The sequence below is a fragment of the Acidovorax soli genome, from assembly GCF_014207955.1.
Classification (GTDB): Bacteria; Pseudomonadota; Gammaproteobacteria; order Burkholderiales; family Burkholderiaceae_C; genus Acidovorax; species Acidovorax soli_A.
Map to the genome: position 1 here is coordinate 67612 of NZ_JACHLK010000018.1, position 26158 is coordinate 93769.

At 67.4% G+C, this 26158-nt stretch carries 25 protein-coding genes; 7 read left to right on the forward strand and 18 right to left on the reverse strand.

All coding sequences use genetic code 11. The annotated features are described in order from the left end of the window. Positions 1-203: 203 nt before the first annotated feature. Positions 204-1760, forward strand: coding sequence for an indoleacetamide hydrolase (gene iaaH, locus HNP48_RS30065; protein ID WP_260420431.1), 1557 nt, complete (start codon positions 204-206; stop codon positions 1758-1760). Here iaaH and HNP48_RS30070 read toward each other — a convergent pair. Then, positions 1757-2665: a LysR family transcriptional regulator gene (locus HNP48_RS30070; protein ID WP_184864277.1), complete on the reverse strand. Its 909-nt coding sequence runs from the start codon at positions 2663-2665 to the stop codon at positions 1757-1759. The genes iaaH and HNP48_RS30070 overlap by 4 nt on opposite strands. Before the next feature lie 99 nt (positions 2666-2764). Between HNP48_RS30070 and HNP48_RS30075 the strand changes: the two genes are divergently transcribed. Further along, entirely contained in the window at positions 2765-3448 is a 684-nt protein-coding gene (locus tag HNP48_RS30075; protein WP_184864280.1) for a glutathione S-transferase family protein, read from the forward strand. Between the two features lie 37 nt (positions 3449-3485). Beyond that, complete coding sequence (locus tag HNP48_RS30080) at positions 3486-4475, forward strand: MBL fold metallo-hydrolase (protein ID WP_184864281.1); 990 nt, start codon at positions 3486-3488, stop codon at positions 4473-4475. A gap of 75 nt (positions 4476-4550) precedes the next feature. On the opposite strand, the gene HNP48_RS30085 is transcribed toward HNP48_RS30080, so the two are convergent. From HNP48_RS30085 to HNP48_RS30135, 11 genes are all read right to left on the reverse strand, one after another. Then, positions 4551-5723 carry a hypothetical protein gene (locus HNP48_RS30085; protein ID WP_184864283.1) on the reverse strand — a complete coding sequence of 391 codons (1173 nt, stop codon included), beginning with the start codon at positions 5721-5723 and terminating at the stop codon, positions 4551-4553. 2 nt (positions 5724-5725) lie between these two features. Continuing rightward, positions 5726-6487 (reverse strand): helix-turn-helix transcriptional regulator, encoded by a 762-nt coding sequence (locus tag HNP48_RS30090; RefSeq protein WP_184864285.1) that lies wholly within the window; start codon positions 6485-6487, stop codon positions 5726-5728. 129 nt (positions 6488-6616) lie between these two features. Next, positions 6617-6910 carry a hypothetical protein gene (locus HNP48_RS30095; protein ID WP_184864287.1) on the reverse strand — a complete coding sequence of 98 codons (294 nt, stop codon included), beginning with the start codon at positions 6908-6910 and terminating at the stop codon, positions 6617-6619. Positions 6911-6958: 48 nt separating this feature from the next. After that, positions 6959-7240, reverse strand: coding sequence for a FixH family protein (locus HNP48_RS30100; RefSeq protein ID WP_184864289.1), 282 nt, complete (start codon positions 7238-7240; stop codon positions 6959-6961). A 46-nt stretch (positions 7241-7286) separates the two neighbouring features. After that, entirely contained in the window at positions 7287-8744 is a 1458-nt protein-coding gene (gene ccoG / locus HNP48_RS30105; RefSeq protein WP_184864291.1) for a cytochrome c oxidase accessory protein CcoG, read from the reverse strand. 107 nt (positions 8745-8851) lie between these two features. Then, on the reverse strand, positions 8852-9775 hold the full coding sequence (ccoP, locus tag HNP48_RS30110) for a cytochrome-c oxidase, cbb3-type subunit III (RefSeq protein ID WP_184864293.1): 924 nt from the start codon (positions 9773-9775) through the stop codon (positions 8852-8854). A gap of 55 nt (positions 9776-9830) precedes the next feature. Continuing rightward, a complete protein-coding gene (locus HNP48_RS30115; protein WP_184864295.1) occupies positions 9831-9968 on the reverse strand; it encodes a cbb3-type cytochrome c oxidase subunit 3 in 138 nt (45 codons plus the stop codon). A 147-nt stretch (positions 9969-10115) separates the two neighbouring features. Next, complete coding sequence (ccoO, locus tag HNP48_RS30120; protein WP_184864297.1) at positions 10116-10754, reverse strand: cytochrome-c oxidase, cbb3-type subunit II; 639 nt, start codon at positions 10752-10754, stop codon at positions 10116-10118. A gap of 27 nt (positions 10755-10781) precedes the next feature. Continuing rightward, positions 10782-12224: a cytochrome-c oxidase, cbb3-type subunit I gene (gene ccoN, locus HNP48_RS30125; protein WP_184864299.1), complete on the reverse strand. Its 1443-nt coding sequence runs from the start codon at positions 12222-12224 to the stop codon at positions 10782-10784. Positions 12225-12286: 62 nt separating this feature from the next. Then, on the reverse strand, positions 12287-12424 hold the full coding sequence (ccoS, locus tag HNP48_RS30130) for a cbb3-type cytochrome oxidase assembly protein CcoS (protein WP_007860012.1): 138 nt from the start codon (positions 12422-12424) through the stop codon (positions 12287-12289). Beyond that, the gene (locus HNP48_RS30135; RefSeq protein ID WP_184864301.1) at positions 12424-14880 is read right to left on the reverse strand and encodes a cation-translocating P-type ATPase; all 2457 of its coding nucleotides are present in this window, start codon (positions 14878-14880) and stop codon (positions 12424-12426) included. The genes ccoS and HNP48_RS30135 overlap by 1 nt, the downstream gene beginning before the upstream one ends. Positions 14881-14979: 99 nt before the next feature. Between HNP48_RS30135 and HNP48_RS30140 the strand changes: the two genes are divergently transcribed. After that, the gene (locus tag HNP48_RS30140) at positions 14980-15426 is read left to right on the forward strand and encodes a universal stress protein (RefSeq protein ID WP_184864303.1); all 447 of its coding nucleotides are present in this window, start codon (positions 14980-14982) and stop codon (positions 15424-15426) included. An 815-nt stretch (positions 15427-16241) separates the two neighbouring features. On the opposite strand, the gene HNP48_RS30145 is transcribed toward HNP48_RS30140, so the two are convergent. Then, on the reverse strand, positions 16242-17228 hold the full coding sequence (locus HNP48_RS30145; RefSeq protein WP_184864305.1) for a LysR family transcriptional regulator: 987 nt from the start codon (positions 17226-17228) through the stop codon (positions 16242-16244). Positions 17229-17295: 67 nt separating this feature from the next. Between HNP48_RS30145 and HNP48_RS30150 the strand changes: the two genes are divergently transcribed. Next, positions 17296-18759, forward strand: a complete 1464-nt coding sequence (locus HNP48_RS30150; protein WP_260420432.1) for an MFS transporter — start codon at positions 17296-17298, stop codon at positions 18757-18759. 7 nt (positions 18760-18766) lie between these two features. On the opposite strand, the gene HNP48_RS30155 is transcribed toward HNP48_RS30150, so the two are convergent. The 3 genes from HNP48_RS30155 to HNP48_RS30165 all read right to left on the reverse strand — a co-directional run bounded on the left by HNP48_RS30155 (position 18767) and on the right by HNP48_RS30165 (position 20908). Further along, positions 18767-19471 (reverse strand): SDR family oxidoreductase, encoded by a 705-nt coding sequence (locus HNP48_RS30155; RefSeq protein ID WP_184864306.1) that lies wholly within the window; start codon positions 19469-19471, stop codon positions 18767-18769. Between the two features lie 167 nt (positions 19472-19638). Then, positions 19639-20031: a hypothetical protein gene (locus HNP48_RS30160; RefSeq protein ID WP_184864308.1), complete on the reverse strand. Its 393-nt coding sequence runs from the start codon at positions 20029-20031 to the stop codon at positions 19639-19641. Between the two features lie 124 nt (positions 20032-20155). Continuing rightward, entirely contained in the window at positions 20156-20908 is a 753-nt protein-coding gene (locus HNP48_RS30165) for an SDR family oxidoreductase (RefSeq protein WP_184864310.1), read from the reverse strand. A gap of 116 nt (positions 20909-21024) precedes the next feature. Here HNP48_RS30165 and HNP48_RS30170 point away from each other — a divergent pair, with 116 nt between their 5' ends. Then, positions 21025-21924: an AraC family transcriptional regulator gene (locus HNP48_RS30170; RefSeq protein ID WP_184864313.1), complete on the forward strand. Its 900-nt coding sequence runs from the start codon at positions 21025-21027 to the stop codon at positions 21922-21924. Here the strand turns inward: HNP48_RS30170 and HNP48_RS30175 are convergent. Both HNP48_RS30175 and HNP48_RS35230 read right to left on the reverse strand, forming a co-directional pair. Beyond that, a complete protein-coding gene (locus HNP48_RS30175) occupies positions 21875-22099 on the reverse strand; it encodes a hypothetical protein (RefSeq protein WP_184864314.1) in 225 nt (74 codons plus the stop codon). The two genes, HNP48_RS30170 and HNP48_RS30175, sit on opposite strands and share 50 nt — an antisense overlap. Before the next feature lie 149 nt (positions 22100-22248). After that, positions 22249-25158, reverse strand: coding sequence for a fibronectin type III domain-containing protein (locus tag HNP48_RS35230; RefSeq protein WP_221480403.1), 2910 nt, complete (start codon positions 25156-25158; stop codon positions 22249-22251). 242 nt (positions 25159-25400) lie between these two features. Between HNP48_RS35230 and HNP48_RS30185 the strand changes: the two genes are divergently transcribed. Then, the gene (locus tag HNP48_RS30185; RefSeq protein WP_184864315.1) at positions 25401-26129 is read left to right on the forward strand and encodes a response regulator transcription factor; all 729 of its coding nucleotides are present in this window, start codon (positions 25401-25403) and stop codon (positions 26127-26129) included. The last annotated feature ends 29 nt before the right edge of the window (positions 26130-26158 follow it).

Below are 26158 nucleotides of genomic sequence, written 5' to 3' on the forward strand. Positions count from 1 at the left end.
TGCTCCCTGGATGGTGGCGGCGCAGCGGCGATGGGCCCTGCGTTCCGCATGGAGGGATTCTAGGGAGCCCTGCGCCCGCCGCACTGGACAACTTGTCCATCGAACGCCGCCCAGCCACGCCCTCCTCAATCCTGGGGATACCGCACGCGGGCCCCCGCCGATAACCTGAAGACTCCATGCCATCGACCTTCAGGAGCGCCTTCATGAGCCACCCCTCGCACCAGCCCCGCCGCCGGTTTCTGCAACACACCGGTGCACTGGCCGGCACCCTCAGCGCCCCGGCCTGGCTGGCCGCGTGTGCCAGCACAGCCCCCACGCCGTCGGACCCCACCCAGCTGACCTCTGCCCAGGCCATTGCGCAGATCAAGGGCGGGCAACTCCAAGCCGTGGACTATGTGGCCGCGCTGGCGGCGCGCGCCAAGGCGCTGCAGTCGCTCAATGCCCTCATCACCCTCGACGAAGCGGGCGCCCTGGCTGCTGCCCGGCGCATCGATGCGGCGCGTGCCTCGGGTGCCACGCTCGGTCCGCTGGCGGGCCTGGTGATCGTGGCCAAGGACAACATCAACACGGCCGACCTGCCCACCACGGGCGGCACGCCCGCGCTGCAGGGCTTCAAGCCCCCGCGCACCGCGCCCTCGCTGCAAAAGCTGATCGACGCGGGCGCCATCGTGCTGGGCAAGGCCAACCTGCACGAGCTGGCCTTTGGCATCACCAGCACCAACCTGTCGCCCTTTGCCGGGCCGGTGGGCAACCCGTATGACCCCACACGCATCCCCGGCGGCTCTTCGGGCGGCACGGCCGCAGCCATTGCCGCGCGCATGGTGGCGGCCGGCCTGGGCACGGACACGGGCGGCTCCACCCGCGTGCCGGCCGCCCTGTGCGGCATCGTGGGCCTGCGCCCCTCGGTGGGCAATGGCGGGGCCGAGCGCCGCTACCACGACCCGCTGGCCGTGGTGCCCATCAGCCACACGCGGGACACCGTGGGCCCCATGGGCCGCACCGTGGCCGACGTGGCCCTGCTCGACGCGGTGATCACCGGCGATGCCAGCCTGCCCGCCCTGCCGCTCTCGCGTGTGCGCCTGGGCCTGCCGCGGCCGCTGTGGGCGGGGCTCGATGCATCCCTGGCCACCGTGGTGAATGCCGCCCTGACCAGGCTGCGCGCAGCCGGCGCCACGCTGGTGGAGGTGGACATGGCACAGCTGATGCCGCTCAACGAGAAGATGTCGTTCCAGATCGCGCTGCACGAGCCCGTGGCCGATCTGCCCGCCTACCTGGCGGCCAACAACGCACCCGTGAAGACGGTGGCCGGCATCGCGGCCAAGGTCGCCAGCCCCGATGTGCAGGGCGCTTTCGGTGCCATCCAGGCCGATGCCTTCGGCGCCGCCTACCCCGAGGCCATGGCCGTGCACCGGCCGCAGCTGCAGGCGCTGTATGCCAGCACCTTCGCGCAGGGCAAGTTCGATGCCCTGCTGTTCCCGACCACGCCGCTGCCGGCCGTGCCCATGGACAAGGCCAAGGGCTCGTCCACCGTCAAGCTCAATGGCGGGGCGGATGCAGACACCTTCGCCACCTTCATCCGCAACACCGACCCGGGCAGCAATGCGGGCATTCCGGGCCTCTCGGTGCCTGCGGGCCTGACCAGCGCCGGCCTGCCGGTGGGGCTGGAACTGGACGGCCCGGTGGGCAGCGACCGCAAGCTGCTGGCGATTGGCCTGGAAATCGAGAAGCTTCTGGGCAGCGTGCCCGCGCCGAAGATTTAACCGGGGCTCACCGCGTCGGTGAACAGCGCGCGCAGCCAGCGGTGGCCCGCGTCCTCCTGCACGCGGGCATGCCAGGCCATGGCCAGGTTGAACACCGGTATCTCGAAGGGCACGGGCAGGATCTCCAGAATGGCCGCATAGCGGCGCAGCAGCTGGCTGGGCAGCGTGGCCACGCAGTTGGTGTGGGTGAGCACCAGCGCCACCTGGTTGTAGCTGGGCACGGTGACGACCACCTTGCGGCTGCGCTGCTGTGCGGCCAGCAAATCGTCGATCTGGCTGTGCGGGTGGCCCACCTGCGAGACCAGCACATGCGGCAGGCTGCAGTACTCGTCGAGCGTGGCGGGCGCAGGGCCACGCGGGTGGCCGATGCGCTGCGCCATCTCGAAGCGGTCACCCATCAGGTAGCGCGACTTGAGCGGGCCGGGCACCTTGCCCACATCGCCCAGGTACAGGTCGACCTCACCGCGCTCCATGCGCTCCACCAAGCCGGAATCGGCCGCGGGCACAAAGCTCACGCGCAGATCGGGGTTGCCGATGGCCGCAATGCGGCCCAGTGCCGGCAGGCCCAGGATGCTGAACACGCTGTCATTGGCCGCGATCACGAAGGCGCGGCGCGCGGTGGCGGGGTCAAAACTTTCGCCCAGCTCTACCGCGCCGCGCAACTGGTTCAGCGCCTCGCTGAGCCGGGGTTTCAACTCCAGCGCGCGGTGTGTGGGCACCATGCCCCGGCCGTTCTCGGCGGGCACGAGCAAAGGGTCTTCGAACAGGTCGCGCAGCTTGGCCAACTGGCCCGACAGGCTGGGCTGGCTGATGTTCAGGCGCCGCGCCGCGCGGGTGACGTTGAGTTCGTCGAGCAGCGCGTCGAGCGAGATCAAGAGCGGCAGATCGGAACGCCGTATATCCATGGTGCCTATACCTCCTATCGGCAATTCCGACTCACGCTCTCGTGCCCATGCAGCCTATCGTTGCGCCCTCACTTCACCGCACTTGTCGCGAGCTTTCAGATGATCCAATTTTATTACCACCCCACCCCCAACCCGCGCAAGGTCGCGCTGCTGCTGGAGGAACTGGGCCTGCCCTACGAGATGGTGCCGGTCGATACCTCGAAAGGCGAGCAGCACAGCATCGCCTACCGCGCCATCAACCCCAACGGCAAAGTGCCGGCCCTGGCCGATGGCGATGCCGTGGTCTTCGACAGCGCCGCCATCCTGCTGCACCTGGCCGAGAAGAGCGGGCGCTTTCTCGGCGCGCCCGGTGCCGCAGGCCGCGCCGAAATGCTCTCGTGGCTGATGCTGGCCGCCACGGGCCTGGGCCCCTTCACCGGCCAGGCCGTGCACTTCACGCACTACGCGCCCGAGCCCAAGGACTACGCGCTGCACCGCTACCAGTTCGAGGCCGAGCGCCACTGGGCACTGTTCGACGCGCGCCTGGCCACGCGCCGCTATGTGCTGGGGGACGACCACTACAGCATCGTCGACATGTCGCTCTGGGGCTGGTGCGGCGGCCTGGCCTACCTGATGGGCGATGCGGCGTGGGCGAAGTTCCCGCACGTCAAGCGCCACTTCGACGAACTCAATGCCCGCCCCGCCGCCATCGCAGCCATGGCCCTGGCCACAAAGCACGCCTTCAAGGCCGAGCTCGATGCCGATGCCAAGGCGCAGCTGTTTCCGCATGGCCGGGTGGCCTGAGCCCTGTCGCTGCTTTCAAACTCATATTTCTCACACCATGACGATTCGCCGCTCCCTCATTTCCCTGGCCGTTGCCGCATCGCTGCTCGGCCCTGTTCTCGCCATCGCCCAGGCCCCCGCGCCTGCAGCACCGGCCAGCACGCCCCCGGCCACCCAGCAAGCCGGCTACTACCGCTTCAGCGTGGGCGGCGTGCAGGTGGTGGCCTTGTCCGATGGCACGGTGCCACAGGACCTGCATGCCCTGCTGCACATGAAGCCCGCACAGACCGACCAGCTGCTGGCGCGTGGATTTCTCGCCAACCCGGTGGAGGCCTCGATCAATGCCTACCTGGTCTACGCGGGTGACCGCCTGGCGCTGGTCGATACCGGTGCCGGCGCCTTCTTCGGCCCCGGCGCGGGCGGCAAGCTGGTGGCCAGCCTCCAAGCCGTGGGCGTGGAGCCTGCGCAGATCAACGACGTGCTGATCACCCACATCCACACCGACCACAGCGGCGGGCTGGTGGACGCGCAGGGCGAACGCGTGTTCCCCAACGCCACCATCCATGTGGGCAAGGCCGACGTCGACTTCTTCCTCGCGCCCGGCAACCAGCAAGGCGTGCGCGGCTACGACAAAGCCTACTTCCAGCAGGGCACCACCGCCCTCGGGCCGTATGTGAAATCAGGCCAGGTACGCCCCTTCACCGGCGCGGTGGAAGTCGTGCCCGGCATCCGCTCGCGCCCCACCCCGGGCCACACGCCCGGCCACGCCTTCTTCGTGCTGCAGAGCCGGGGCGAGGCGCTGGAGTTCATTGGCGACATCCTGCATGTGCAGGCCGTGCAGATGCCCCGGCCCGACGTGACCATTGCCTACGACGTGGTGCCGAGCGATGCCCGGGCGCAGCGGCTGCAGCAGTTTGCACGGCTGGCGAAGGAACGGCGCCTGGTGGCTGCGGCGCACCTGCCGTACCCGGGCGTAGGCCATCTGCGCGATGAGGGCAAGGGGAAGTATGCGTTTGTGCCGGTGGACTACCGATATCGAAATTACTAGCAGCGAGAGTGGAGAGGGCAAGCTTCAAAAATATGGTTAATTCCCCCATCGACACCAACCGAAAAAATCACAAACTTAGAACGGAATTTCAAACCTAAATTTGAACGACCCCTCATATCTATAGATCGCCTTCAGAGCCGCAGCAACTATATTATTAATATCCTCGTCTTCATTCATAAAATCCAAGACATCATCACCATACATATACTCAACACTTAAATCAGAGAAATCCAAATTCCAACTCAAAAGCGGCTTATCATCATAAGAAATATTTTTGAACTTTCTCTCCAACCTCCACTTCACAGGAAAGCGCACTTTGTCATGAAATTTTGACATCAACACCTCAGTTCGCTTGTCATCGCACACGATGTCACGATAAAAATCAGCATATTCACCAGCAAACCATCTGGCATTCGCAGCATGCAACCGCCCGTAATCATCAAGGGATTCAGAAAATCCGTCCTCAGTTAAAAATCTTATTCTTGAAAAGCTTTCTCGCTTAGCCACAATGTATCGTGCTATATATTGCTCCGATTCGATGGCTACCGCCTTCACTCCACCACCAGCATCGGCAAACATGAGTCGGTACATGTCCGTGCCAAGCACTGATATCAGATTAAACTGATACACCGCTTTGCTCTTTTTTCTGGCCGGCAGTGCTGATATTTCATATGCTTGCGCCTTAACCAGTGAAGTCAATGAATTAAATATTGCTCTATCATTTCTAGGAGAACCATTAATTTTACTCATTTCCTGGAAGGCAAAGACTTCAACCTGCGGATCTGCCGCAGCATCCGTTACACCGTGAATCCTTACGCCTTCATGATATTTTTTTGGCTTACCAGAAATGGCCAATTGGTATCCCAATGCTACATCATTAGTCCAGCAATGTAGCGGCCAGTAATCCGTATTTGGATCTTTGAGGTTTATATTTCGCGCAAGAAGCGCCCATGCGTTTTCTTCACTCTTCTTACAGCTTATTATTAATACGGTATACACCTCAATTTCGTCATTATCTATTTTCGCAACTCGATATGCAATGAGATCCATTTCTCGCGGCACATCTTCATTGTCATCCACGTAATATTCCCCACTAATAACCGACCATCCTTTCGCCTTAAGCAGCTGAGCAACCCTGTGCTCAAGCACATACCCTGTCTTCGATATTTCCAAGCCAATCAAGTCCTCATAATTCATCGACCTTGATTTTTCCACCTGATAGTCCTTCGAAATATCAAACAATTTCAAGCTCAATGGCAAGATGTAACATCCCCGATCAACCGCCGTACCAGCTCCGTGCGGTTATGCACCCCGAACCGCTCAAACAGCGCATCCACATGCGTGCGCACCGTCGAGTAGCCAATGCCCAGCTCGGCCGCGATCTTCTTGTCGGGCCAGCCAGCGCACAGGGCCTGGGCAATCTCGCGGGCGCGGCCGTTGAGGCCTTGCCAGGGATCGGGCGGCACCGGCGCAGGCGCCGCCACGGGGCGGTCACGCAGCCGCCGTAAGGCACCGGTGAAGGCCGGCTGCACCAGGCGCAGCAGGTCCAGCGTATCGCGATCAAACGGCCCGCGCTGGCGGCCGCGCCAGATGCGCAGGTCGCCCAGATTGCGCTCGCCGTCCCAGGCGAACAGGTTCACGCCGTGGTGCAGGCCGTCGCGGGCCAGGAAGTCGTTGAAGAACTCGGTCTTCATGAGTTCCTGCTGGGGCAGGATCTGCGTGACCAGGGTGGGCGCGCGGCGCTGGCGCAGCTGGTGGGTGATGGGGTCGCGGTACTGGTAGTAGGCCTCGTAGGCCTGCAGGTTGGCGTCATCCATGTGGAGGGCGGCGCGCTCGCCAAAGCGCTGGGCCGCATCGTCCCAGGTGTAGGAAGCAAAGTGGTCGGCCTGCAGCAGGTCCAGCAGGTCCTGGCCCACGGCCAGGCGCAGGGCTGCGCTGCCGGGCAGCTCGGCGGCCTCCAGCCGGCCCATGAGGCGGGACAGTTTCTCGACGCGGGCTTGGCTCAGGTACATGGCGGCAGGGGTGGCGGGCAGCGGGCCGGCATGGCCCGCCCGCTACTGTAGGGAGATCCCCCCGCGCATTCAAGAGCCGTGCCAGCCCTCGCCCTCCCGATTTTCCCTGCCCTCCCGGTCCCCGCTCGCTCAGGGCTGGTGATGCCTGGCGCAATCCGCTGGGCGCTCGGTCACTGGCACCGGGCAGCGGTTGAGCTCGAACGGCGACATGGCCAGCAGCGTGGTGAGCGCGCTCGATGCCATGGTGACCAGCCAGAAAACGAAAAAAGCGAGGGTGTAGACCCCCTCGCGCGACAGGGCCAGCGGCTGGCCGCCGAACCAGTGCATGTCCTGCGGGTCCACGACGGCGAAGACCAGCATCTCCAGCACGCCCGCCATCAGAAAGGCGGGCCAGGCAATCCACATCAGGCGTTGGCGCAGCATGGGGGTGTCTCCTTGTTGTGGGGCTTTGACGGCGCACACCGCCAGCGGTCAGCGGGGTTTGTCCTGCTCTGGCGTGGCTGCATGGTTGCGGCCCTTGACGGCCGGGGCCATGCTGCTGCGGGCCTTCTCGCCCAGGGTCTTGTTGATCTCGATGCCCTGCTGGTAGTAGTCCTCGGCCACCACGGGGTCGGGGCTCGATACGGCCAGCCACAGGGTGACAAAGCCCGCGACGACCACAATGGCCGGGCCGGAGATGACCAGCCAGACATGGCCGAACTTCCACCAGGGGGCGGGAACGGGCGCAGCGGCGATGGAGGGAGATGAAGGCATGTGGGTCATCCTGAAAAAAAGTGGGGTTGTCGGGCGATGGATCCGGTCAGCGCGGCACCAGAAACACCGATTTCTCGGTGACATGGCCGCCGCCGCCCAAGGCCTCGATCTCGAACTGCACGGGGTGCGAGCCGGGCGTGGCCGAGCCGTAGGGGATCTGCAGGCGCACGGCGACCCAGCGGGATTCGGCGGCGCCGATGTCCACCTCGGCATCGGACGCGACCCTGAGGCCATCGAGCCCGTGCGCGCCGATGCGGTAGCGCTGGCCAGCCTCGGTGGCGTTCATGATCTGCAGGCGGTAGATGTTCTCGAGCTGGCCGCCCGCGACGATGCGCGAGAGCGCGGCACGGTCGCGCACCACGTCCACCTTGAAAGCCGTGCGCAACACCAGGCTGGCAGCCAGGCCCACGCACAGTGACAGCAGGATGGCGCCGTACACCAGCACGCGGGGGCGCAGCACGCGGCGCAGCATCTGTGCACCGCTCCAGCGTGCGGCCACGGCGTTCTGGGTGGAAAAGCGGATCAGCCCGCGCCGGTAGCGCATCTTGTCCATCACGGTGTTGCAGGCGTCCACACACAGGCCGCAGCCTATGCATTCGTACTGCAGGCCATTGCGGATGTCGATGCCCACGGGGCAGACCTGTACGCACAGGGTGCAGTCGATGCAGTCGCCCAGGCCGCTGACCTTGGGGTCCACAGCCTTGCTGCGCGGGCCGCGGGGTTCGCCACGCGCGTTGTCGTAGGTCACGATGAGGGTGTCGCGGTCGAACATGGCGCTCTGGAAGCGCGCATACGGGCACATGTACTTGCACACCTGCTCGCGCATATAGCCCGCGTTGCCATAGGTGGCAAAGCCATAGAACAGCACCCAGAAGATCTGCCAGCTGCCCTGCAGCGCCAGCAGCTCAGCGCCCAGTGCGCGGATGGGCACGAAGTAGCCGACGAAGGTGAAACCCGTCCACAGCGCGAGGCCGATCCACAGCAACTGCTTGAGCGCCTTCTTGCGGATCTTCTCCCTGGTCCAGGGGCCGGCGTCCAGGCGCAGGCGCGCGCTGCGCTCGCCCTCCACCTTGTGCTCGATCCACATGAACATCTCGGTGTACACCGTCTGCGGGCAGGCAAAGCCGCACCACAGCCGCCCCGCCACAGCGGTGAACAGAAACAGCGACAGCGCGCTGACGATGAGCAGGCCGGTGAGGTAGATGAAGTCCTGCGGGTACAGCACGTAGCCGAACAGGTAGAAGCGCCGCGCGCCCAGGTCGAACAGCACCATCTGCCGCTCGCCCCACTGCAGCCAGGGCACCACATAGAACACCAGTTGGGTCAGGGCCACCATGGCCCAGCGCCAGCGCGCGAAGCTGCCGCTGATGGAGCGCGGGTAGATCTTCTTCTGCGCTTCATAGAGCGAGACGACTTCGGCCGCAGCGTCCGTGGTGCCTGCAGGCCCGGCAGCGACCGGGGTGATGGGAATGACCTTGCGGGCAGGCCCGCTGGGTGGCTTCATGGCAATTCTCGAAAGGGGTGGCCTTGGGCAATGCATGGGGGCATGCGGCGGGCCTGGCGCGCCCCCGGCCCAGCCGTGGTGGCGGGGTCCGGGGCGCCGGGTTCAGCTCATTGCGCGGCTGCGGGAGAGGCGCCGCTGTTGGAGAGGCTCCAGACGTAGGACGCCAGCACCTTGATCTGGGCTTCCGTCAGCTTCTCGGCCTGGGCCGGCATCTGGTTGGTCTTGCCGTTGTTGATCATGGCGGTGATGGCGGCCTCGCCCCAGCCGTGCAGCCACACGTCGTCGGTGAGGTTGGGGGCACCCAGAGCGGCGTTGCCCTTGCCGTCCATGCCGTGGCAGGCCGCACAGGCGCTGAACTTGGACTTGCCCAGCGATGCGCGCAGCGAGTCGTGCGGGCTGCCCGACAGGCTCAGCACATAGTGCGAGACATTGCGCACGTCCTCGGGTGAACCCACGGCGGCGGCCATGGGCGGCATGACGCCGGTGCGGCCTTGCGCGATGGTCTCGCGGATCTTGTCGGGCGTGCCGCCGTGCAGCCAGTCGCCATCGGCCAGGTTGGGAAAGCCCTTGCTGCCGCGCGCGTCGGAGCCGTGGCACTGCGCGCAGTTGTTCATGAACAGGCGCTCGCCGATGGCATGGGCCTGCGGGTCGCGGGCCATGTCTTCGGGCTTCATGTCGGCAAAGCGGGCGTACAGAGGCGCAAGCTCTGCCTTGGCCTTGTCCATCTCGTTCTGGTACTCGCCCAACTGGGTCCAGCCGAGCTTGCCGGCGAAGGTGCCCAGGCCGGGGTAGGCCGCCAGGTAGGCCAGGCCGAAGACGATGGTGATGACGAACAGCCACACCCACCAGCGCGGCAGGGGGTTGTTCATCTCCACCAGGTCTTCGTCCCAGACATGGCCGGTGGTGTTGTCGCTGGTGGCGGCGACCTTCTTGCGGCCAGCCATCCACAGCAGGAGCCCGCAGGCGATGATGCCGCCCAGGGTCACGGCGGTCACGAAGACCGACCAGAAATTGCTGGTGAAGTCACTCATGGGGTGCTCTCTCGTTCATGGGGTTGTCGTTGTTCGTTCTTGCTGTGCGGGGCAGTCATTCGTGCTCGAAGGGCACGCGGCCCGCTTCGTCGAAGCGGTCCTTGTTGCTGCCCAGGTAGGCCCAGACCCAGATGCCGATGAAGCAGACCAGCGAGGCCAGCGTGGCAACGATGCGCATGGTGGTGATGTCCATAGTTATCTCCTCTGAGCGGCCAACAAAACTCTCCTGGCGTCGTTGTGGCGTCTTGTCGTACTGTTCGTACTGCCTGCGACGCTACGCCTAGCCAGGACCGCTTCGCTGAGTTTTGTTGGCCGCTCCAATTCGGTTGTTGATCTGTCGTTACTTGAGCGCGCGGCCCATGACCTGCAGGTAGGCCACCAGGGCGTCCATCTCGGTCTTGCCCTTGAGCTCGGCCGCGGCGTCGGCGATCTGCGCGTCGGTGTAGGGCACGCCCACGGTGCGCAGGGCTTGCATGCGGGGCGCTGCGTCGGCCGGGTTCACGGCTGTCTTCTCCAGCCAGGGGTAGGCCGGCATGTTGGACTCGGGCACCACGTCGCGCGGGTTGTTCAGGTGGATGCGGTGCCACTCGTCGCTGTACTTGCCGCCCACGCGGTGCAGGTCGGGGCCGGTGCGCTTGCTGCCCCACTGGAAGGGATGGTCGTAGACGAACTCGCCAGCCACCGAGTAGTGGCCGTAGCGCAGCGTCTCGGCGCGGAAGGGGCGGATCATCTGCGAGTGGCAGTTGTAGCAGCCCTCGCGGATGTACACGTCGCGCCCGATGAGCTGCGTGGCTGTGTAGGGCTCCACGCCCTTCACGGCCTCGGTGGTGGACTTCTGGAAGAACAGGGGCACGATCTCCACCAGGCCGCCAATGGCGATCACCAGCAGGATCAGCACGATCATCAGAAAGTTGTTGGTCTCCACCTTTTCGTGGCTGAAGCCGGGGGTGGTGGTCGCGGGAATCTTGTTGTCAGACATGGTCAAAGCTCTCCGTACGGCAGCCGGTCAGGCGTGGGCTGCATGCACTGCGGGGATGGCCACCTTGCTCGAGCGGCCGGCGATGGCGGTGGCCCAGGTGTTCCAGGCCATGACCACCATGCCGCCCAGGTACAGAAGACCGCCCAGCAGGCGCACCACGTAGAAGGGGTAGGTGGCCTTGACGCTCTCGACGAAGGTGTAGGTGAGCGTGCCGTCGGGGTTGACCGCGCGCCACATCAGGCCCTGCATGACGCCGGCGATCCACATCGCGGCGATGTACAGCACGATGCCGACGGTGGCCATCCAGAAGTGCAGCTCGATGGCCTTGACCGAGTACATCTTCTCGCGGCCGAACAGGCGCGGCACCAGGTAGTACAGCGAACCCATGGAGATCAGGCCGACCCAGCCCAGCGCGCCGGAGTGCACGTGGCCCACGGTCCAGTCGGTGTAGTGGCTCAGGGCATTGACGGTCTTGATGGACATCATCGGGCCCTCGAAGGTGGACATGCCGTAGAACGACAGGGACACGATCAGAAAGCGCAGGATGGGGTCGTCGCGCAGCTTGTGCCAGGCGCCCGACAGGGTCATCACACCGTTGATCATGCCGCCCCAGCTGGGCGCCAGCAGGATCAGCGAGAACACCATGCCCACCGATTGCGTCCAGTCGGGCAGCGCGGTGTAGTGCAGGTGGTGGGGGCCGGCCCACATGTAGGTGAAGATCAGCGCCCAGAAGTGCACGATGGACAGGCGGTAGCTGTACACCGGGCGGCCGGCCTGCTTGGGGATGAAGTAGTACATCATCCCCAGGAAGCCCGCGGTCAGGAAGAAGCCCACCGCGTTGTGGCCATACCACCACTGGACCATGGCGTCCTGCACGCCGGCGTAGGCCGAGTAGCTCTTCATCCAGCCGGCGGGCACCGCGGCACTGTTGACCAGGTGCAGGATGGCCACGGCCAGGATGAAGGCGCCGAAGAACCAGTTGGCCACGTAGATGTGGCGCACCTTGCGCATGCCCACCGTGCCGAAGAACACGATGGCGTAAGACACCCACACCAGCGTGATCAGGATGTCGATGGGCCACTCGAGTTCGGCGTATTCCTTGCCCGAGGTGTAGCCCAGCGGCAGGCTGATGGCCGCCGCCACGATGACCAGTTGCCAGCCCCAGAAGGTGAAGGCCGCCAGCGGCCCGGCGAACAGCCGCACCTGGCAGGTGCGCTGCACCACGTAGTAGCTGGTGGCGAACAGCGCGCAGCCGCCAAAGGCGAAGATGACGGCGTTGGTGTGCAGCGGCCGCAGGCGCCCGTAGCTGAGCCACGGAATGCCGAGGTTGAGTTCAGGCCAGGCGAGCTGGGCGGCGATGATGACGCCGACCAACATCCCTACCACCCCCCATACCACTGCCATGATAGAAAACTGCCGCACGACCGTGTCGTTGTAGTGCGCGGCAGCTGTGTTGTGAGTTGAATCCATCGGGCACCTCTTTGTGTTGTAAAGAGTCTCCCGCAGAGGGGCCCGGCGGGTATTGACGCATGTCAATCGTTCCTGAGAATGCGCTCGCCCTCTTGCTCCACGCTCTCGAACTGGCCGCGGTACACGGCCCACCACAGGCCTGCCAGGATCAGCAGGACCAGCACCACGGACAGGGGGATCAGCAGGTACAGGATGTCCATCACACGGCCTCCAGCGCGGCGGGCGCAAGGCCTTGCCCAGGGGCCTGGGCACGCCCCGGTGCCCGCAGCTTCTCGCCCGGCAGGCGGGCCAGGCGCGAGGCGTTGAGCACCACCAGCAGCGAACTGGCCGCCATGCCCAGGCCGGCGAGCCAGGCCGGCATGTACCCGAGCACCGCCAGCGGCACGCACAGCGCGTTGTAGAGCGCGGCCCACCACAGGTTCTGGCGCACCACGCGCAGCGTCCGGCGGGCCAGCAGCAGGGCCTCGGGCACCAGCGCCAGGCTGGCGCCCAGCACCACGAAGTCGGCCTGCGCGCGCGCCAGCGGCACGGCGCAGCCAAAGGCAAAGGACACATGGGCACCCGCGAGCACCGGCCCGTCGTTGAGCCCATCGCCCACCATGGCCACGTGGCGCCCCGCGGACTGCAGCATCTGCAGCGCGGCCAGCTTGCCGCCCGGCGTGCAGTCACCCTGGGCCTGCGCGATGCCGGCCTGTGCGGCCACGCGCCGCACCGACGCCATGCGGTCGCCCGAGAGCACGTGCACGGCCACGCCTTCGTGCTGCAGGGCCTGCACCACGGCGTGCGCTTCGGGCCGCAACTGCTCTGCCAGGGTGAAGCGCGCCAGTTCCACCGCCGTACCCTGCCCATCCACCTCTTCGGACAGCACCACCTGCAGGAGGGCGTCGCCATGGGCGCCCTCCTCCCCTGCACCCACGCCCGCATGGCGCGCAGAGCCCAGGCGCAGCCGGCGCGGGGCAGCGGCGCCCTGGCCATCGGTCACGGTGGCGGTCAAGCCCCTGCCGGCCTCTTCGACCACCTGCGTGGCCACCCACCGCCCCGCATCTGCAGGTGCGGCCGCGCACAGTGCGCGCGATGCCGGGTGCACCGACTGGCGCGCCAGCGCGGCGGCCAGCGCCAGCGCATCGCCGTGCGCCAGGCCGGCAATGGATGTGTGCACGGTTTGCAGGGCCATGCCGTCGCGCGTGAGCGTGCCGGTCTTGTCGAAGACGATGGTGTCCACCGCGGCCAGCGCTTCAAGCCCCTGCAGGTTGCGCACCAGCAGGCCGTGGCGCGCCAGCGTGCCTGCGGCGGTGAGCATGGCCACCGGCGTGGCCAGCGACAGCGCGCACGGGCAGGTGACGATGAGCACGGCCACCGCCACCATGAGCGCATGGCCCGGGTCGCTGGGCCACCAGTACGCGGCGGCCAACACAGCAGCGAGCAGCACGGCGATGAGAAAGGGACGCGCCACGCGGTCGGCCAGTTGCGCCAGGCGCGGCTTCTGCAGCGAGGCACTTTCCATCAGCGCAACGATCTGCGCAAAGCGCGTGGCGCTGCCCACACGCTCCACGCACACCTGCACCGCTGCCTGCAGGTTGTAGCTGCCGGCCACCACGGCGCTGCCCAGGGGCCGCGCCACGGGCGTGGACTCGCCCGTGAGAAGGGCCTCGTCGGCCTGGGTGCTGCCCTCGGTGATGCGGCCATCGGCCGGAAAGGCCTCGCCCGGCAGCACGCGGATGACATCGCCCACGGCCAGGCGGCGCGTGGCCACGCGGGTGAAGGTGGCCCCGTCGGCACCGCGCCGCTCCACGCTGTCGGGCAGGCGGTTCATCACCGCCTCGAGCGCACCGGCTGTGCGGTCGCGCAGGCGCAGCTCCAGCCAGCGGCCGGTGAGCAGAAAGAACACGAACATGGTGAGCGAGTCGTAGAACACCTCCCTGCCGAAGAGGCCCGCAGGGTCGAAGGTGCCCGCCGTGCTCACGGCAAAGGTGATGGCCATGCCCAGCGCCACGGGCAGGTCCATGCTCACGCGGCGCAGGCGCACGTCGCGCAGCGCGCTCGCGAAGAAGGGCCCGCAGGCAAAGCACACCACCGGCAAGGTGATGACCCACGAGGCCCAGCGCAACAGGGTCTCCATCTCCTGCGACAGATCGCCCGGCTGCGCCACGTAGGCGGGCCATGCGTACATCATCACCTGCATCATGCAAAAGCCCGCCACCAGCCAGCGCCACAGCGCGCGCCGGTTGTCCTGCTGGCGCTGGGTGCGCGCATACGCATCCACGGCCGGCAGCGCCTGGTAGCCCGCGCGGGCCACCGCCGCCATCCAGCCCGAGGGCAGCACCTGCGCTGGCTGCCACACGATGCGCGCGCGGTGGGTGGTGGCGCTCACATCGGCGGCCAGCACGCCGGGCACGCTGCGCAGCGCGTCTTCGATGGTGAGCGCGCAGGCCGCGCAGTGCATGCCCGAAAGCACCACATGCGACTCCCATGCGGGGGCCTCCTGCGGCGTGGCTCCGGCCGGCAATTCCGCTGGTGCGCCGCTGGGGGCGCAGGGGCGACCAAACGACGCCCACTCCTGCGGATCGTCGAGCAGCGTGGTGGGGTGCTGCGCTTGCAAGGAGTCCACCGGCAAGCCGGGTACCTCTGCGCAGACGGTGGGTGCGGCATTTGACATGGCTCAAGCCTATCGCCGCAGCAGGGTCGGCGGGTTGACCTGGATCAAGGCGAGGAACATCATGGTCCGTACGCTTGCGGTATCTACAAGGAGACCACCATGTACTACCAACGCATCCTGATCGCCACCGACGGCTCCACCCTGTCCGAAAAGGCCGTGGACCATGGGCTGGCACTGGCGGAGCTGTCCGGCGCCACCGCCATCGCGCTCAAGGTGGTGCCGCGCTACCCGCGCAGCTATTTCGAAGGCGGCATGGCCGTGGAACTGGCCGATGTGAAGCGCATCGAGCAACAGTGGAACGACGCGGCCCAGGCTTTGGTCGATGCCGTGCAGGCGCGGGGCAAGGCGCGCGGCATCACGGTGAAGGCCGTGGTGAGCAAGTCCGATCTGGTGGCCGAGGCGATCATCGCTGCGGCCAAGAAGCACAAGGCGGATTTGATCGTGATGGCCTCGCATGGGCGCAAGGGGGTGAAGCGGATGTTGATGGGGAGTGAGACGCAGCATGTGCTCACCCATTCGCACATTCCTGTTTTAGTGTTGAGGTAGGTCTTTGCTTCCTGTTCAGCGCTTGCGACGCATGGTTGCTCCATGCATTGACTGAGGACGGGAGCCGGGATGTGCGCCCGGCGGCGCAGTAACTTTCTCTTGGGCCGCCAAGAGAAAGTCACCAAAGAGAAGGCGGCCCCGCTGCCCGTGTCCCCCTCGCCTGTGGCGAGGGGGCAGCCTGCGATGCTCGGTCCTGGGGTGTGCCGCAGAACTCGCTGCGTTCTTCGAACTCCGCTCAAACAGCTGCGGCAAGCTAGACAACGATGCGCGTGTCCTTCGGCACGCGCTCACCCCAGGCCCTGCGCTTCTCGGCACGGTCAGAAGGGGGTGGATACCGACACGGGCCATTGCTTCGCTCGGCCGCGTGGCCCTTCGCTGCGCTCGGCTCGCCAGAGCGCTCGCCATCTGCGTCGGCAGCGCGCAGCGCGTAACCGACACCCGGCGCAGCTGCGCAGCAGCAGCCGTCCCTGACCCCGCTCCCACCCCTTCTGGCTGCGCCGAGAAGCGCAGGAGCTGGGGTGGGTGCATGTGCCGCAGGACACATGCACTTCGTCTTCTGGCTCGTCGATGCTGTTTGACCGGAGCTGCCTCGCAGAGGCAGCGCAGGGAGTTCATCGACGCCCACCCCAGATCCGAGCATCGCAGGCTGCCCCCATCGCCCTTCGGGCGATGGGGGACGCAGACTGGGGGCCGCCTTCTCTTTGGTGACTTTCTCTTGGCGGCCCAAGAGAAAGTTACTGCGCCGCCGGGCGCACATCCCGGCTCCCGCCCTCAGCAAAGGCACGCGGCAACCAACACCAACGAAACAACAAACCCTACGGCCTCCGACGACGAGAAGGCGGCTTCACATCCGGCCCCTTGATCAACGGATCCTCCAACACCTTCAACAAACACTCCCTTAACCACCGATGCGCCGCATCCGCGCTGTACCGCGGATGCCACGCCATCCGCGTCGTATCGCTCTGCAAAGCCAGCGGCAAAGCAAACACCTCCAGCCTGAGCGAGGCCGACATCCCCCGCGCCACCCGCTCCGGCACACAGGCCACCAGGTCCGAACGCGCCACCCGCTCCGGCACACAGGCCACCAGGTCCGAACGCGCCGCAGCGATCAAGGCCGCAAACGCACTGGGCACGCGCAAGGCCACCATGCGCTCCAGACCCAACGCAGCCAGCGCATCGTCCAAGGTGCTCGGCTCCCCAGGCCGCAGCGTCACACCCACATGGCGCACGGCGGCCAGGCGTGCGGGGGTCAGCGGCTTGGCGAGCAAGGGATGGCCTGCGCGCGCTGCGCCCACCAGGGGCTGCTGCGACAACTCCTGCCACTCCACCTCAGGGTCGCGGCTGCGGAACACGCCCACGTCCAGGTCCACCCGGCCCTCGCGCAAGGCCGCAGGGTCGCTGTGGCTCTCGGCCAGGAACTGCAGGCTGGCCAGCGGCATCTGCTGCGCGATGGCCTGCGACAGCGCCGCGCCATAGACCACGGCCATGCCCTCGGGCGCGCGCACCACGAAATGCCGGCGCACCTGGGCCAGGCCGCCCGGCCCCTCGCCGGGCGACTGCAGCGCCCGGGCCTGGGCCAGCAGCTGGCGCACCGGCTCGGCCAGGGCCAATGCGCGCGGCGTGGGCACCAGTTGGCGGCCGGCGCGCACCAGGATGGCATCGCCGAACACCTCGCGGATGCGGGCCAGCGCATGGCTCATGGCCGGGGTGGAGAGGTGCACGCGCTCGGCTGCGGCCGTCACGCTGCCGGTGGCCAGCAAGGCATCGAGCGCGACCAGCAGGTTGAGGTCATAGGTTTTCATACGGTGCAACTGTATGTTCAGATCATTGCACTGTACAGAATCAGCACCAGCCGGGACACTGCCGGCCATGACGACGACCACGACTTCGACCACCCCTCCCACCCGCCGCAGCACTGCGCTCACCATGGCGGCGCTGATGCTCATGCTGGTGCTGGCCGCGCTGGACCAGACCATCCTCTCCACCGCCCTGCCCTCCATTGCGCGCGACCTGCCGGGCACGCTGCCGCCGGCATGGACCTTCTCGGCCTACCTGCTCGCGGCCACGGTGGTGATCGCGCTGTACGGCCGGCTGGCCGATGTGTACGGCCGCAAGCCCATGCTGCTGCTGTCCATCGGCCTGTTCCTCGCGGGCTCGCTGGCCTGCGCGCTCAGCCAGAGCATGCTGCAGCTGGTGCTGGCGCGCGCGCTGCAGGGGGCGGGTGGCGGGGGGCTGATGACGCTGACCATGCTGACCGTGGCCTCCATGTTCCCGCTGCAGGAGCGCGGGCGCTACCAGTCGCTGCTGGGGGCGGTGTACGGCGTGGCCACCATGTTCGGCCCGCTCACGGGTGGCTGGCTCACCGAGCATCTGTCGTGGCACTGGGCCTTTGGCCTGAACGTGCCCCTGGCACTGCTGGCATTTGCCGTGCTCGCCCGAACGCTGCCGCACCAGGCCACCGGGCCGCGCACGCCCATCGACCACCTGGGCGCGCTGCTGCTCACCGGTGCGCTGTGCAGCGCCCTCTTGATGACGCAGCACGAGCGCCTGCAATTGCCCAGCTGGCTGTCCGCCGCCGTGCTGGGCACGGCCTGCGCGCTGTGCACAGCCGCCTTTGTGCTGCGCCAGCGCCGGGCTGCGCACCCGCTGGTGCCGCTGTCGCTGTTCAGCCGGCCGGTGTATGCAGCAGCCTCCGCCATCGGCCTGGTCACTGGGGTGGCGCTGTATGCGGCCGTGGTCTTCATGCCGGCCTACCTGCAGACCGCCCTGCACCTGGGCCCCACCACGGCCGCCTGGCACCTGCTGCCGCTGATGGCCGGGGTCACAGGCGCCGCCATTGCCAGCGGGCGCCTGCTGCGTGCCCGCGTGCCGGCCCGCAGCATGGGCATGCTGGCCAGCGCCTTGGTGGTGCTGGGCTTTGCCGCACTGGCCGCAGGCATGCAGTGGGCGCCAGCCCAGCCGCTGGTGCTGTCGCTGTGCCTGCTGCCGCTGGGCCTGGGCATCGGGGTGCTGTTTCCCATCATCACCATGGTGTCGCAGCGCGCATCGCCTGCGCAGCTCATGGGCATTGCCACGGCCGTGCCGGTGATGCTGCGCAGCCTGGGCGGCGCCGTGGGCGTGGCCTTGCTGACCACGCTGTTCGCCGAGATGGTGCACACGCTGGTGGCAGGAAACCCCGCCGCGTTGGCCGAGGCAGGGCCGCATGCGCTGCAGGCCGTGTGGGGCTGTGCCGCAGCCGTAGCGGTGCTGGGCATGGTGGCGTGCCGCTGGTTGCCGGCAGCGCCCATGGAGCAAATGCAGATGCCACCCGCAGGTCGCGCCGTGGCGGCGTGAGCCAGTATCAGACGGAGCGCATCAGCCCGCCATCGACACGCAGGTTCTGGCCGGCGATGTAAGCCCCGCCTTCCGACGCCAGGAAGGCGATGGTTGCCGCGATTTCGCTGCTCTTGCCATAGCGCCCCAGGGGCACGGTCTCGCGCCGCGCCTCGGTCTCGGGCAGGCTGTCGATCCAGCCCGGCAGCACATTGTTCATGCGGATGTTGTCCTTGGCATAGGTGTCGGTGAACAGCTTGGTGAAGGCCGCCAGCCCGGCACGGAACACAGCCGAGGTCGGGAACATCGCGCTCGGCTCAAAGGCCCAGGCGGTGGAGATGTTGATGATGCTGCCCCCGCCCTGCTTTTGCATGTGGGGTACGACCAAGCGCGTGGGACGGATCACATTGAGCAGGTACACGTCCATGCCGGTGTGCCATTGCTCGTCCGTCAGGTCCAGCACCGGGGCGCGCGGGCCATGGCCGGCGCTGTTGACCAAAACATCCACCCGGCCCCAGCGCGCCACGGCCTGGTCCACCAGCCGGGCGAGATCGTCCACCGACTGGTTGGAACCCGTCACGCCCAGGCCGCCCAGCTCGGCGGCCAGCGCCTCGCCCTTGCCCGACGAGGACAGGATGCCCACGCGGTAACCGTCTGCCGCCAGCTTGCGCGCCGCAGCGGCGCCCATGCCGCTGCCACCGGCGGTGACGAGGGCTACTTTTTCTACTGCCATGTTGGGTTCTCCAGAAGGTGCTTGCGGATCGAAAATGTTCCATCAAAGAATAGCACCCGGGACACGCCGCAGCGTGTAGCGGCCCTGGCATTTGCCTGTAGATCGGCTACACGCTCCGCACCCGCTTGCACGACTGGAGCGCGACGCGGCAGGCAGCTGCCGATGTGTCAGTCCGCCCCCCGGGGCGCCAGCAGGGCCCCGACCAGCGCCTTGCCATACTTGCGGACGGCAAGCGCCGACAGCACCAGCGCCACCAGTTGCTCGCCAAAGACCAGCACCATGCCCAGGAAGGCAACTTCCAGCCAGGGCGCCACCATGCCAACGATGGAAAACGGCAGGCGCACAAAACCGATGACGGCATAGACCAGCCCCACCAGGATGGCATAGGACCTGGCACCCGGCGGGTAGCTACGGATGAAGAAGGCCGGCAGCAGCAGTGGCCATGCCAGGTAGATGAGCTGAACGCCCAGCATGTAGGCCAGAGCCCCCATGTCCGACGCGTGTGCCGCACCGGATGCAAGGCACAGTGCAGCCAGCAGCGCTGGTTTGGTTTTTGCCATCTTTTTTGCCCCCCGTTGTGTCTTTGTTAGCGGGCGGCCTCATCAACCTCTCTCTCCGGCCCGCGGCGCATGGTGCCACAAACGGCCAGAGCACCGAGCCACAGAGAGCGGTCGCCTGCCGCCCTTAGCGTGCCTGCGCGCGGGCCAGCGCCACGGCATCGGCCCCTGCGGGAAAGCGCAGTTGCGCTCCTGCGTCCGTGGCGGCCTGCCATACGGCCTCGGCCACATCGGTCTCCCGTGTCACGGCACCGATCTGCCCGAGCGACGCGAACACGCTTTGTGCGTAGGGCATGTAGGCCTCGGGAATCAGGCCCGCCATGCGCTCGCTGCCGTTGGCCGTGAAGCGGGTGGTCGGCGCATAGCCCGGCTGCACCAGCTTCACGCGCACGTTGAAGGCTTCGAGTTCATGGGCCAGCGAGGCCGTGAAGCCCTCGATGGCCGTCTTGCTCGCGGTGTACACCGCCACCAGCGGCATGGGCGCCAGCGTGGCGCTGGAAGTGACGTTCACGATGGTGCCGGCTCGGCGCGCACGCATCTGGGGCAGCACGGCCTGGGCCATGGCCATCACGCCGAAGGTATTGGTCTCGAACAGTTCGCGCGTGGTCGCCATGGGCGTGGCCTCGAAGGCGCCCAGCAGGCCAATGCCGGCATTGTTCACGAGCACATCGATGGGCCCGGCCGCGGCCAGCACGGCGGCAATGCTGTCGGCGCGCGTCACATCGAGCGGCAGCACGCGCATGCGCTCGCCACCGGGCAGCAGGTCGGCGCGCGGGCTGCGCATGGTGGCCACCACGTTCCAGCCCTGGGCATGGAAGTGGCGCGCGGTTTCGAGGCCGTAGCCGGAGGAGCAGCCGGTGATGAGAACGGTGGAGGTCATGGTGGTGGTTTCCTTGAAGAAAAGCAAAGGGTGGGTTGACAAGGCCTCCACGATAGGGACCAATGACCGGACCATCCACAATGGAAAATCCTGTTTTTGTTTGCAATCGTCCATCCATGAACGATCCTCTTGCCGAAGTCATTGCCCTCCTGCAACCCCGCGCCGTGTTCTCCAAAGCAATCAGCGGTGCCGGCCGCTGGGCCGTGCGCTATGCAGATTTCGGGCACCCGAGCTTTTGCGTGGTGCTGCAGGGCAGCTGCCAACTGGCGGTGGACGGACAAGACGCCATCACCCTCATGGCAGGCGATTTCGTGCTGCTGCCCGCCACGCCGGGTTTCACCATGTGCGGGGCCGAACCGGCGGCACCGCGTTTCATCGACCCGAAGACGGCACCCGCGCCCACCACCGAGCTGCGCCATGGCGACCCCGACGGCCCGCCCGATGTGCGCCTGCTGGGCGGCTACTTCGTCTTCGGCTCGCCCGATGCGGCCCTGCTGGTCTCGCTGCTGCCGGCGCTGATGCATGTGCGCGGGGTCGAGCACCTGCAGGCACTGGTGCAACTGGTCAGCCAGGAATCGGCGGCGGACCGCCCGGGCCGCGAGCTGGTGCTGGCGCGCCTGGTGGAGCTGCTGCTGATCGAGGCGCTGCGCTCAAGCTCCACCGGGGACGAGACCCCGCCCGGGCTGCTGCGCGGCCTGGCCGATGTGCGCATCCGCGAGGCCATGCGCCACATGCACGCCAGCCCGGCCCGCCCCTGGACCATGGCACAGCTGGCGCAGACGGCCGCCCTGTCGCGCTCAGCCTTCTACGAGCGCTTTGCGCGCGCCGTGGGCATGCCGCCCATGGAATACCTGCTGGCCTGGCGCATGGCCCTGGCCAAGGGCCTGCTGCGTGAGCAGGGCCTGGCCATTGCCGAGGTGGCCGAGCGCGTGGGCTATGGCTCGGCCAGCACCTTCAGCACGGCCTTCAGCCGCCACGTGGGGCTGGCGCCGGGGCGCTATGCGCGGGCGGGCTGAAGCCGGGCAGCGCCGCATCCTGCAGGCTCCCCACCGGCCCGGCCAGCAGGGAAGCGGCCATGGCCAGCGCCCAGAGCAGAAACAGCAGCCAAAACCGGCGCATGTCACCCGACAGCGCCAACAGCTGGCGTTGCAGGCGGGGCAGCAGGCGTCGCAGGACAGGAAGTGGATTCATGGCAATGCCTGCATGCTACCGAGCGCCAGCGGTTCTGTATGTCCCCAGAACTTGTGACAAGGACAGGCCGCCGGCATGGGCCAGAGGGCGTTCAGGCGCTCCGGGTTGTACCCGGGAAGCCACCCATGGCGGCGCAAGGCCCTGCCCCTTCAAGGCGCCACGCGCACGCCCTGCACCTGGCTGCCCAGCTTCAGGTACAACAGCCCATCGCCACCCAGCCACCAGTTCGCAGCCGGTGCGGGCACCTGCGCCGCACTGCCCTCCGGCAGCACCCACTGCGGCACCAGCCGCCAGGTCTGCCCACCCAGGGTCACCGTGAAGGCGCCCTCGCTGGATGCGGTTTGCACCGTCAGCCCGGCGCCCGGGATGGCCGCCTGGAAAATCGCCTGGGCCTGGGTGGCATTGAGCAGTGCCGGCAACAGCAACTGCCGGGGGCCGGCCCCTGCCTGGAAGAAGATGTGGCCTTGTTCGTCCACACCGATCCGGGGTGAGCCTGCCGCCGGTCCCGCACCGGTCCAGCCGGGTCTGAGCACGTAGGTGCGGCCACCGGTGCGCAGCTGGATGACGCCCTCGGCACCCAGCCTGGTCTGCGCATCGGGCAGCAGCGCCGTGACGGCACCCGCCAGGCCGGCCAGATCCGCCACCGCGGGCGCAAACTGCACCACCACCCCGCCACGCACCCAGCGCAGCAGGCCCGGGGCGGTGAAGGCCAGGCCGTCGGGCTGCGTCGCGTCGATGGTGATGGGCATGGCGGGCAGCAACTGGAACACCTGGCCCCCGTCGCGCACCAGCACCACGCCCGAAGCGGTGGTTTCCAGCCCCTGGGCCAGGTTCACGCCAGACAGGCGCGCCAGCGGGCCGCTCAGGCGGGCAAACGCCTTGCCGTCCACCGTGATCGAGGCCGGCAGGTTGGCGAACACCATCGGATCGCCGGGCAGCGAAGCATCGCCTTTCAGCGAACCCAGTGTGATGGAGACCACGGCCCCTTGCGCGTTGACCTGCAGCCTCTCACCCGCCAGCAGCCCCATGCGTCCCACCTGCGGCAGGCTGCCCTGGGGCGGCACCAGGGCCCCCGTGAGCACGGCCACCGTAAGCGGCTCGGCCTCTATGGCCGTACCGGCGCGGCCTGCGCTGAGCAATACGTCTCCCGCCAGCGCCATGGGCTGGCCTTCAGCGCTGGCGGTCATGGACGCCCAGCCCTGCAGCACCACCAGCACCAGCACGCTCTGGCCATTGACCTGGGCCACGCGCAGCTGCGTGCCCGGGTTGGCCTGCACCTGCAATGCCTGGCCGTTGATCGTGACCTGCAACGTGACCGGTGTGGCGCCCGTGCCCGGAACGACGATGGTGCCGCCACCGGCGCCCGGGCCCACCACCACGGGCACGGTGGGGTCGGTGATGGTCGTGGTGCCGGGGCCGGTCACGGGCAGGCTGGGGGACGGAGGCAGCGGATCGACCGCCGCGGCCGTGGGCGTGACCGCGGCACTGGCCACAGAGACTGCACCCGCCCCCTGGGCGCTCGACGCCACCACGGTGAAGGTATAGGCCCGGCCGCTGGCCAGGCCCGTCACCGTGCAGTTTGTGGCAACCGGGCTGCCGGTGCCGACGGTGCAGGTCTTGGTGCCGTCCTCGACGGCGGCCACCGTGTAGCCGGTGATGGCGCTGTCGCTGGCAGGGGCGGTCCAGGACACGCTGGCCCGCTCCGTGCCAGCCGTGGCCGCGACCGCTGTGGGCGCGCCAGGCGGTTGCAGCTCGACCGCGCCGAGATCGCAGGCGCCGTGCACATTGCGCGCCAGGCCGCGCTGGTCGGTGGTCTGGGCGGAGCAGGAGTCCGCCACGTCGATGGCCGGGCTGCCCGCGCCCGGCAGCATGGTGTGTGTGCTGCCGCCGTTGTCGGCCAGGGGCTGCAGCACGGGATCGGCGTCGATGGTGTCCGTGCAGGTCACGCGGGTCGGGCAGCCCCCTTCCACGATGCTGCGCTGGACAGGGACCGCAGCGCCCATCTTGGCGAAGACCTGGGGCTGGGATGAAGCGCCCCCCTTGCCGAAGATGGAAGACTCGATGGAGTGGCTGTTGCCGGCATCAATGTAGATGGCCGCCCCCTGCCACTGCGATGCATTGGCACTGAAGCTCAGTTGGGCAAACGCGATGGGGCCCACACCGAGCACACGGATCGTGGCCCGGTCACTGGCCGCATTTCCACTGAAAGTGGACTGCCCGAACCTGCCGCTGAGGCTTGCACTGTCGTTGACCACCACGGCCGCACTCCCCCACTGGGCGCTGTTGGCGGTGAAAGTGGACTGCGTGACCGCAAAAGCGTCGCCCGAAAGGTACAGCGCACCGCCCTGCTGGGAGGCCGAGTTCCCCGAGAAGGTGGACTGCGCGATGGCGGTGGCATTGCTGCCCACAATGCCCCGGCCTGCCACGCGAATCGCGCCACCATGGCGCGCCGTGTTGGACAGGAAGGAGGACTTCGCAATGTCCAGGCTGCCCGACCCCGTCAGGTAGATGGCCCCGCCCACATCGCTGGCCGAGTTGTCGCGAAAAACCACATTGGTGATGGCGGGGCCACACTGCTTGCCGGTACCCCACCCATTGCAGTACAGCCCCCCGCCCTTGTCGCGCTCGGAAGTGGCCTGGTCTGCCCTGCCATCACGGATGCTCAAGCCATCGATGGCTGTATTGCTGCTGGTATAGGTGCCATTGCCATCCGAGCCCAGGCCGCCAATCACCACCACGTGCAAACTGTTGTCCGCGGCATCGCCGGCCACGCCGATGTCCCCCGACAGCACCGTCAGGCTGGCATCGCTGCTGCGCTGGGCCAGCGCCGCCTCGGTGCCGGCAAAGCCGCCATAGAGCTTGAGCGGCCGGTTGATCGCAAAGCCCACGCTGCGGTCGGTGCCCGCCGTGGGCTGGTAGGTACCCTGCTTCACCCAGATCTCCGAGCAGGCCGCATCGGCCAGCGCGCCCTGCAGCGACGCCGCCTGGGCCCAGCTGCTGCCGTCGCCCGTGCCGCCTGGCGCCACCTGGCACACACCGGCCGCATGTACTGCGCCCATCCACCCAAGCAGGGGCAACACCCACAACAGGGGGCGGCATGTGCGGGCCCACCGGTGGCAAGGCAAAAGGCGTTTCATGGCGGTTCTCACCTTCTCTGAACAATGTCTGCAAGCGGCATTTCTGCCTGCCCTGCAAGGCATGGCAAATGCGATGTGGCCGGGATGCTAGGTTTTTCGGCCCCGCTTGTATGTCCCCAGAACTGAGGACAGACAGCGCCGCCCCGCTGGCCATAATTGCGGCCATGCCTGCTGCCCCCGAAGCCGCCCCCTTGCCCCTGCCCACAACCACCATCCGCGTGGGCCTGGTGGAGGACGACGCCAAGACCCGGGCCATCCTGGAACGCGCGATCGCAGACCAGGCCGACATGCAGCTGGTGCTGCAGGCCGCCAGCCGCGAGCAGGCGCTTGCGCTGCTGCCGCGCGCGCCGCTGGACGTGCTGCTGGTGGACCTGGGCCTGCCCGACGGCTCGGGCCTGGATGTGATCACCGCTGCGCGCCGCCAATGGCCCGACTGCAGCGTGCTGGTGAGCACCATCTTCGGCGACGAAATGCATGTGCTGCCGTCCATCGAGGCCGGCGCCATGGGCTACCTGCTCAAGGATGCGAGCGCGCCCGGCCTGGTGGACGAGATCCGCAGTGTGCACGCCGGCGGCAGCCCCATCAGCCCGATGGTGGCGCGCAAGATCCTGGCGCGCACGGCCCTGCGGCAAGCGCCGCGGGAGCCAGGAGCCCATCCCCCTTCGGAACGGACGACGCCGCCGCAGCGCCCCACGGTCACCCTGTCACCGCGCGAGCATGAAGTTCTGCTGCGCGTGAGCAAAGGCTTCACCGCCGAGGAAACGGCTGCCGCGCTGGGCATATCGCCCAGCACCGTGCTGACCTTCGTGCGGCGCATCTACGCCAAGCTGGAAGTGAACACCCGGGCAGAGGCCATCCTGGAGGCGCAGCGGCATGGCATCCTGCCGCAATAGTGTTGACCGCAGGGCGCGGCCCTCGACGA

Coding starts and splice junctions, on each gene's coding strand:
- iaaH (WP_260420431.1), top strand. CDS start 204: ATGAGCCACCCCTCGCACCAGCCCCGCCGCCGGTTTCTGCAACACACC.
- HNP48_RS30070 (WP_184864277.1), bottom strand. CDS start 2,665: ATGGATATACGGCGTTCCGATCTGCCGCTCTTGATCTCGCTCGACGCG.
- HNP48_RS30075 (WP_184864280.1), top strand. CDS start 2,765: ATGATCCAATTTTATTACCACCCCACCCCCAACCCGCGCAAGGTCGCG.
- HNP48_RS30080 (WP_184864281.1), top strand. CDS start 3,486: ATGACGATTCGCCGCTCCCTCATTTCCCTGGCCGTTGCCGCATCGCTG.
- HNP48_RS30090 (WP_184864285.1), bottom strand. CDS start 6,487: ATGTACCTGAGCCAAGCCCGCGTCGAGAAACTGTCCCGCCTCATGGGC.
- HNP48_RS30095 (WP_184864287.1), bottom strand. CDS start 6,910: ATGCTGCGCCAACGCCTGATGTGGATTGCCTGGCCCGCCTTTCTGATG.
- HNP48_RS30100 (WP_184864289.1), bottom strand. CDS start 7,240: ATGCCTTCATCTCCCTCCATCGCCGCTGCGCCCGTTCCCGCCCCCTGG.
- ccoG (WP_184864291.1), bottom strand. CDS start 8,744: ATGAAGCCACCCAGCGGGCCTGCCCGCAAGGTCATTCCCATCACCCCG.
- ccoP (WP_184864293.1), bottom strand. CDS start 9,775: ATGAGTGACTTCACCAGCAATTTCTGGTCGGTCTTCGTGACCGCCGTG.
- HNP48_RS30115 (WP_184864295.1), bottom strand. CDS start 9,968: ATGGACATCACCACCATGCGCATCGTTGCCACGCTGGCCTCGCTGGTC.
- ccoO (WP_184864297.1), bottom strand. CDS start 10,754: ATGTCTGACAACAAGATTCCCGCGACCACCACCCCCGGCTTCAGCCAC.
- ccoN (WP_184864299.1), bottom strand. CDS start 12,224: ATGGATTCAACTCACAACACAGCTGCCGCGCACTACAACGACACGGTC.
- ccoS (WP_007860012.1), bottom strand. CDS start 12,424: ATGGACATCCTGTACCTGCTGATCCCCCTGTCCGTGGTGCTGGTCCTG.
- HNP48_RS30135 (WP_184864301.1), bottom strand. CDS start 14,880: ATGTCAAATGCCGCACCCACCGTCTGCGCAGAGGTACCCGGCTTGCCG.
- HNP48_RS30140 (WP_184864303.1), top strand. CDS start 14,980: ATGTACTACCAACGCATCCTGATCGCCACCGACGGCTCCACCCTGTCC.
- HNP48_RS30145 (WP_184864305.1), bottom strand. CDS start 17,228: ATGAAAACCTATGACCTCAACCTGCTGGTCGCGCTCGATGCCTTGCTG.
- HNP48_RS30150 (WP_260420432.1), top strand. CDS start 17,296: ATGACGACGACCACGACTTCGACCACCCCTCCCACCCGCCGCAGCACT.
- HNP48_RS30155 (WP_184864306.1), bottom strand. CDS start 19,471: ATGGCAGTAGAAAAAGTAGCCCTCGTCACCGCCGGTGGCAGCGGCATG.
- HNP48_RS30160 (WP_184864308.1), bottom strand. CDS start 20,031: ATGGCAAAAACCAAACCAGCGCTGCTGGCTGCACTGTGCCTTGCATCC.
- HNP48_RS30165 (WP_184864310.1), bottom strand. CDS start 20,908: ATGACCTCCACCGTTCTCATCACCGGCTGCTCCTCCGGCTACGGCCTC.
- HNP48_RS30170 (WP_184864313.1), top strand. CDS start 21,025: ATGAACGATCCTCTTGCCGAAGTCATTGCCCTCCTGCAACCCCGCGCC.
- HNP48_RS30175 (WP_184864314.1), bottom strand. CDS start 22,099: ATGAATCCACTTCCTGTCCTGCGACGCCTGCTGCCCCGCCTGCAACGC.
- HNP48_RS35230 (WP_221480403.1), bottom strand. CDS start 25,158: ATGGGCGCAGTACATGCGGCCGGTGTGTGCCAGGTGGCGCCAGGCGGC.
- HNP48_RS30185 (WP_184864315.1), top strand. CDS start 25,401: ATGCCTGCTGCCCCCGAAGCCGCCCCCTTGCCCCTGCCCACAACCACC.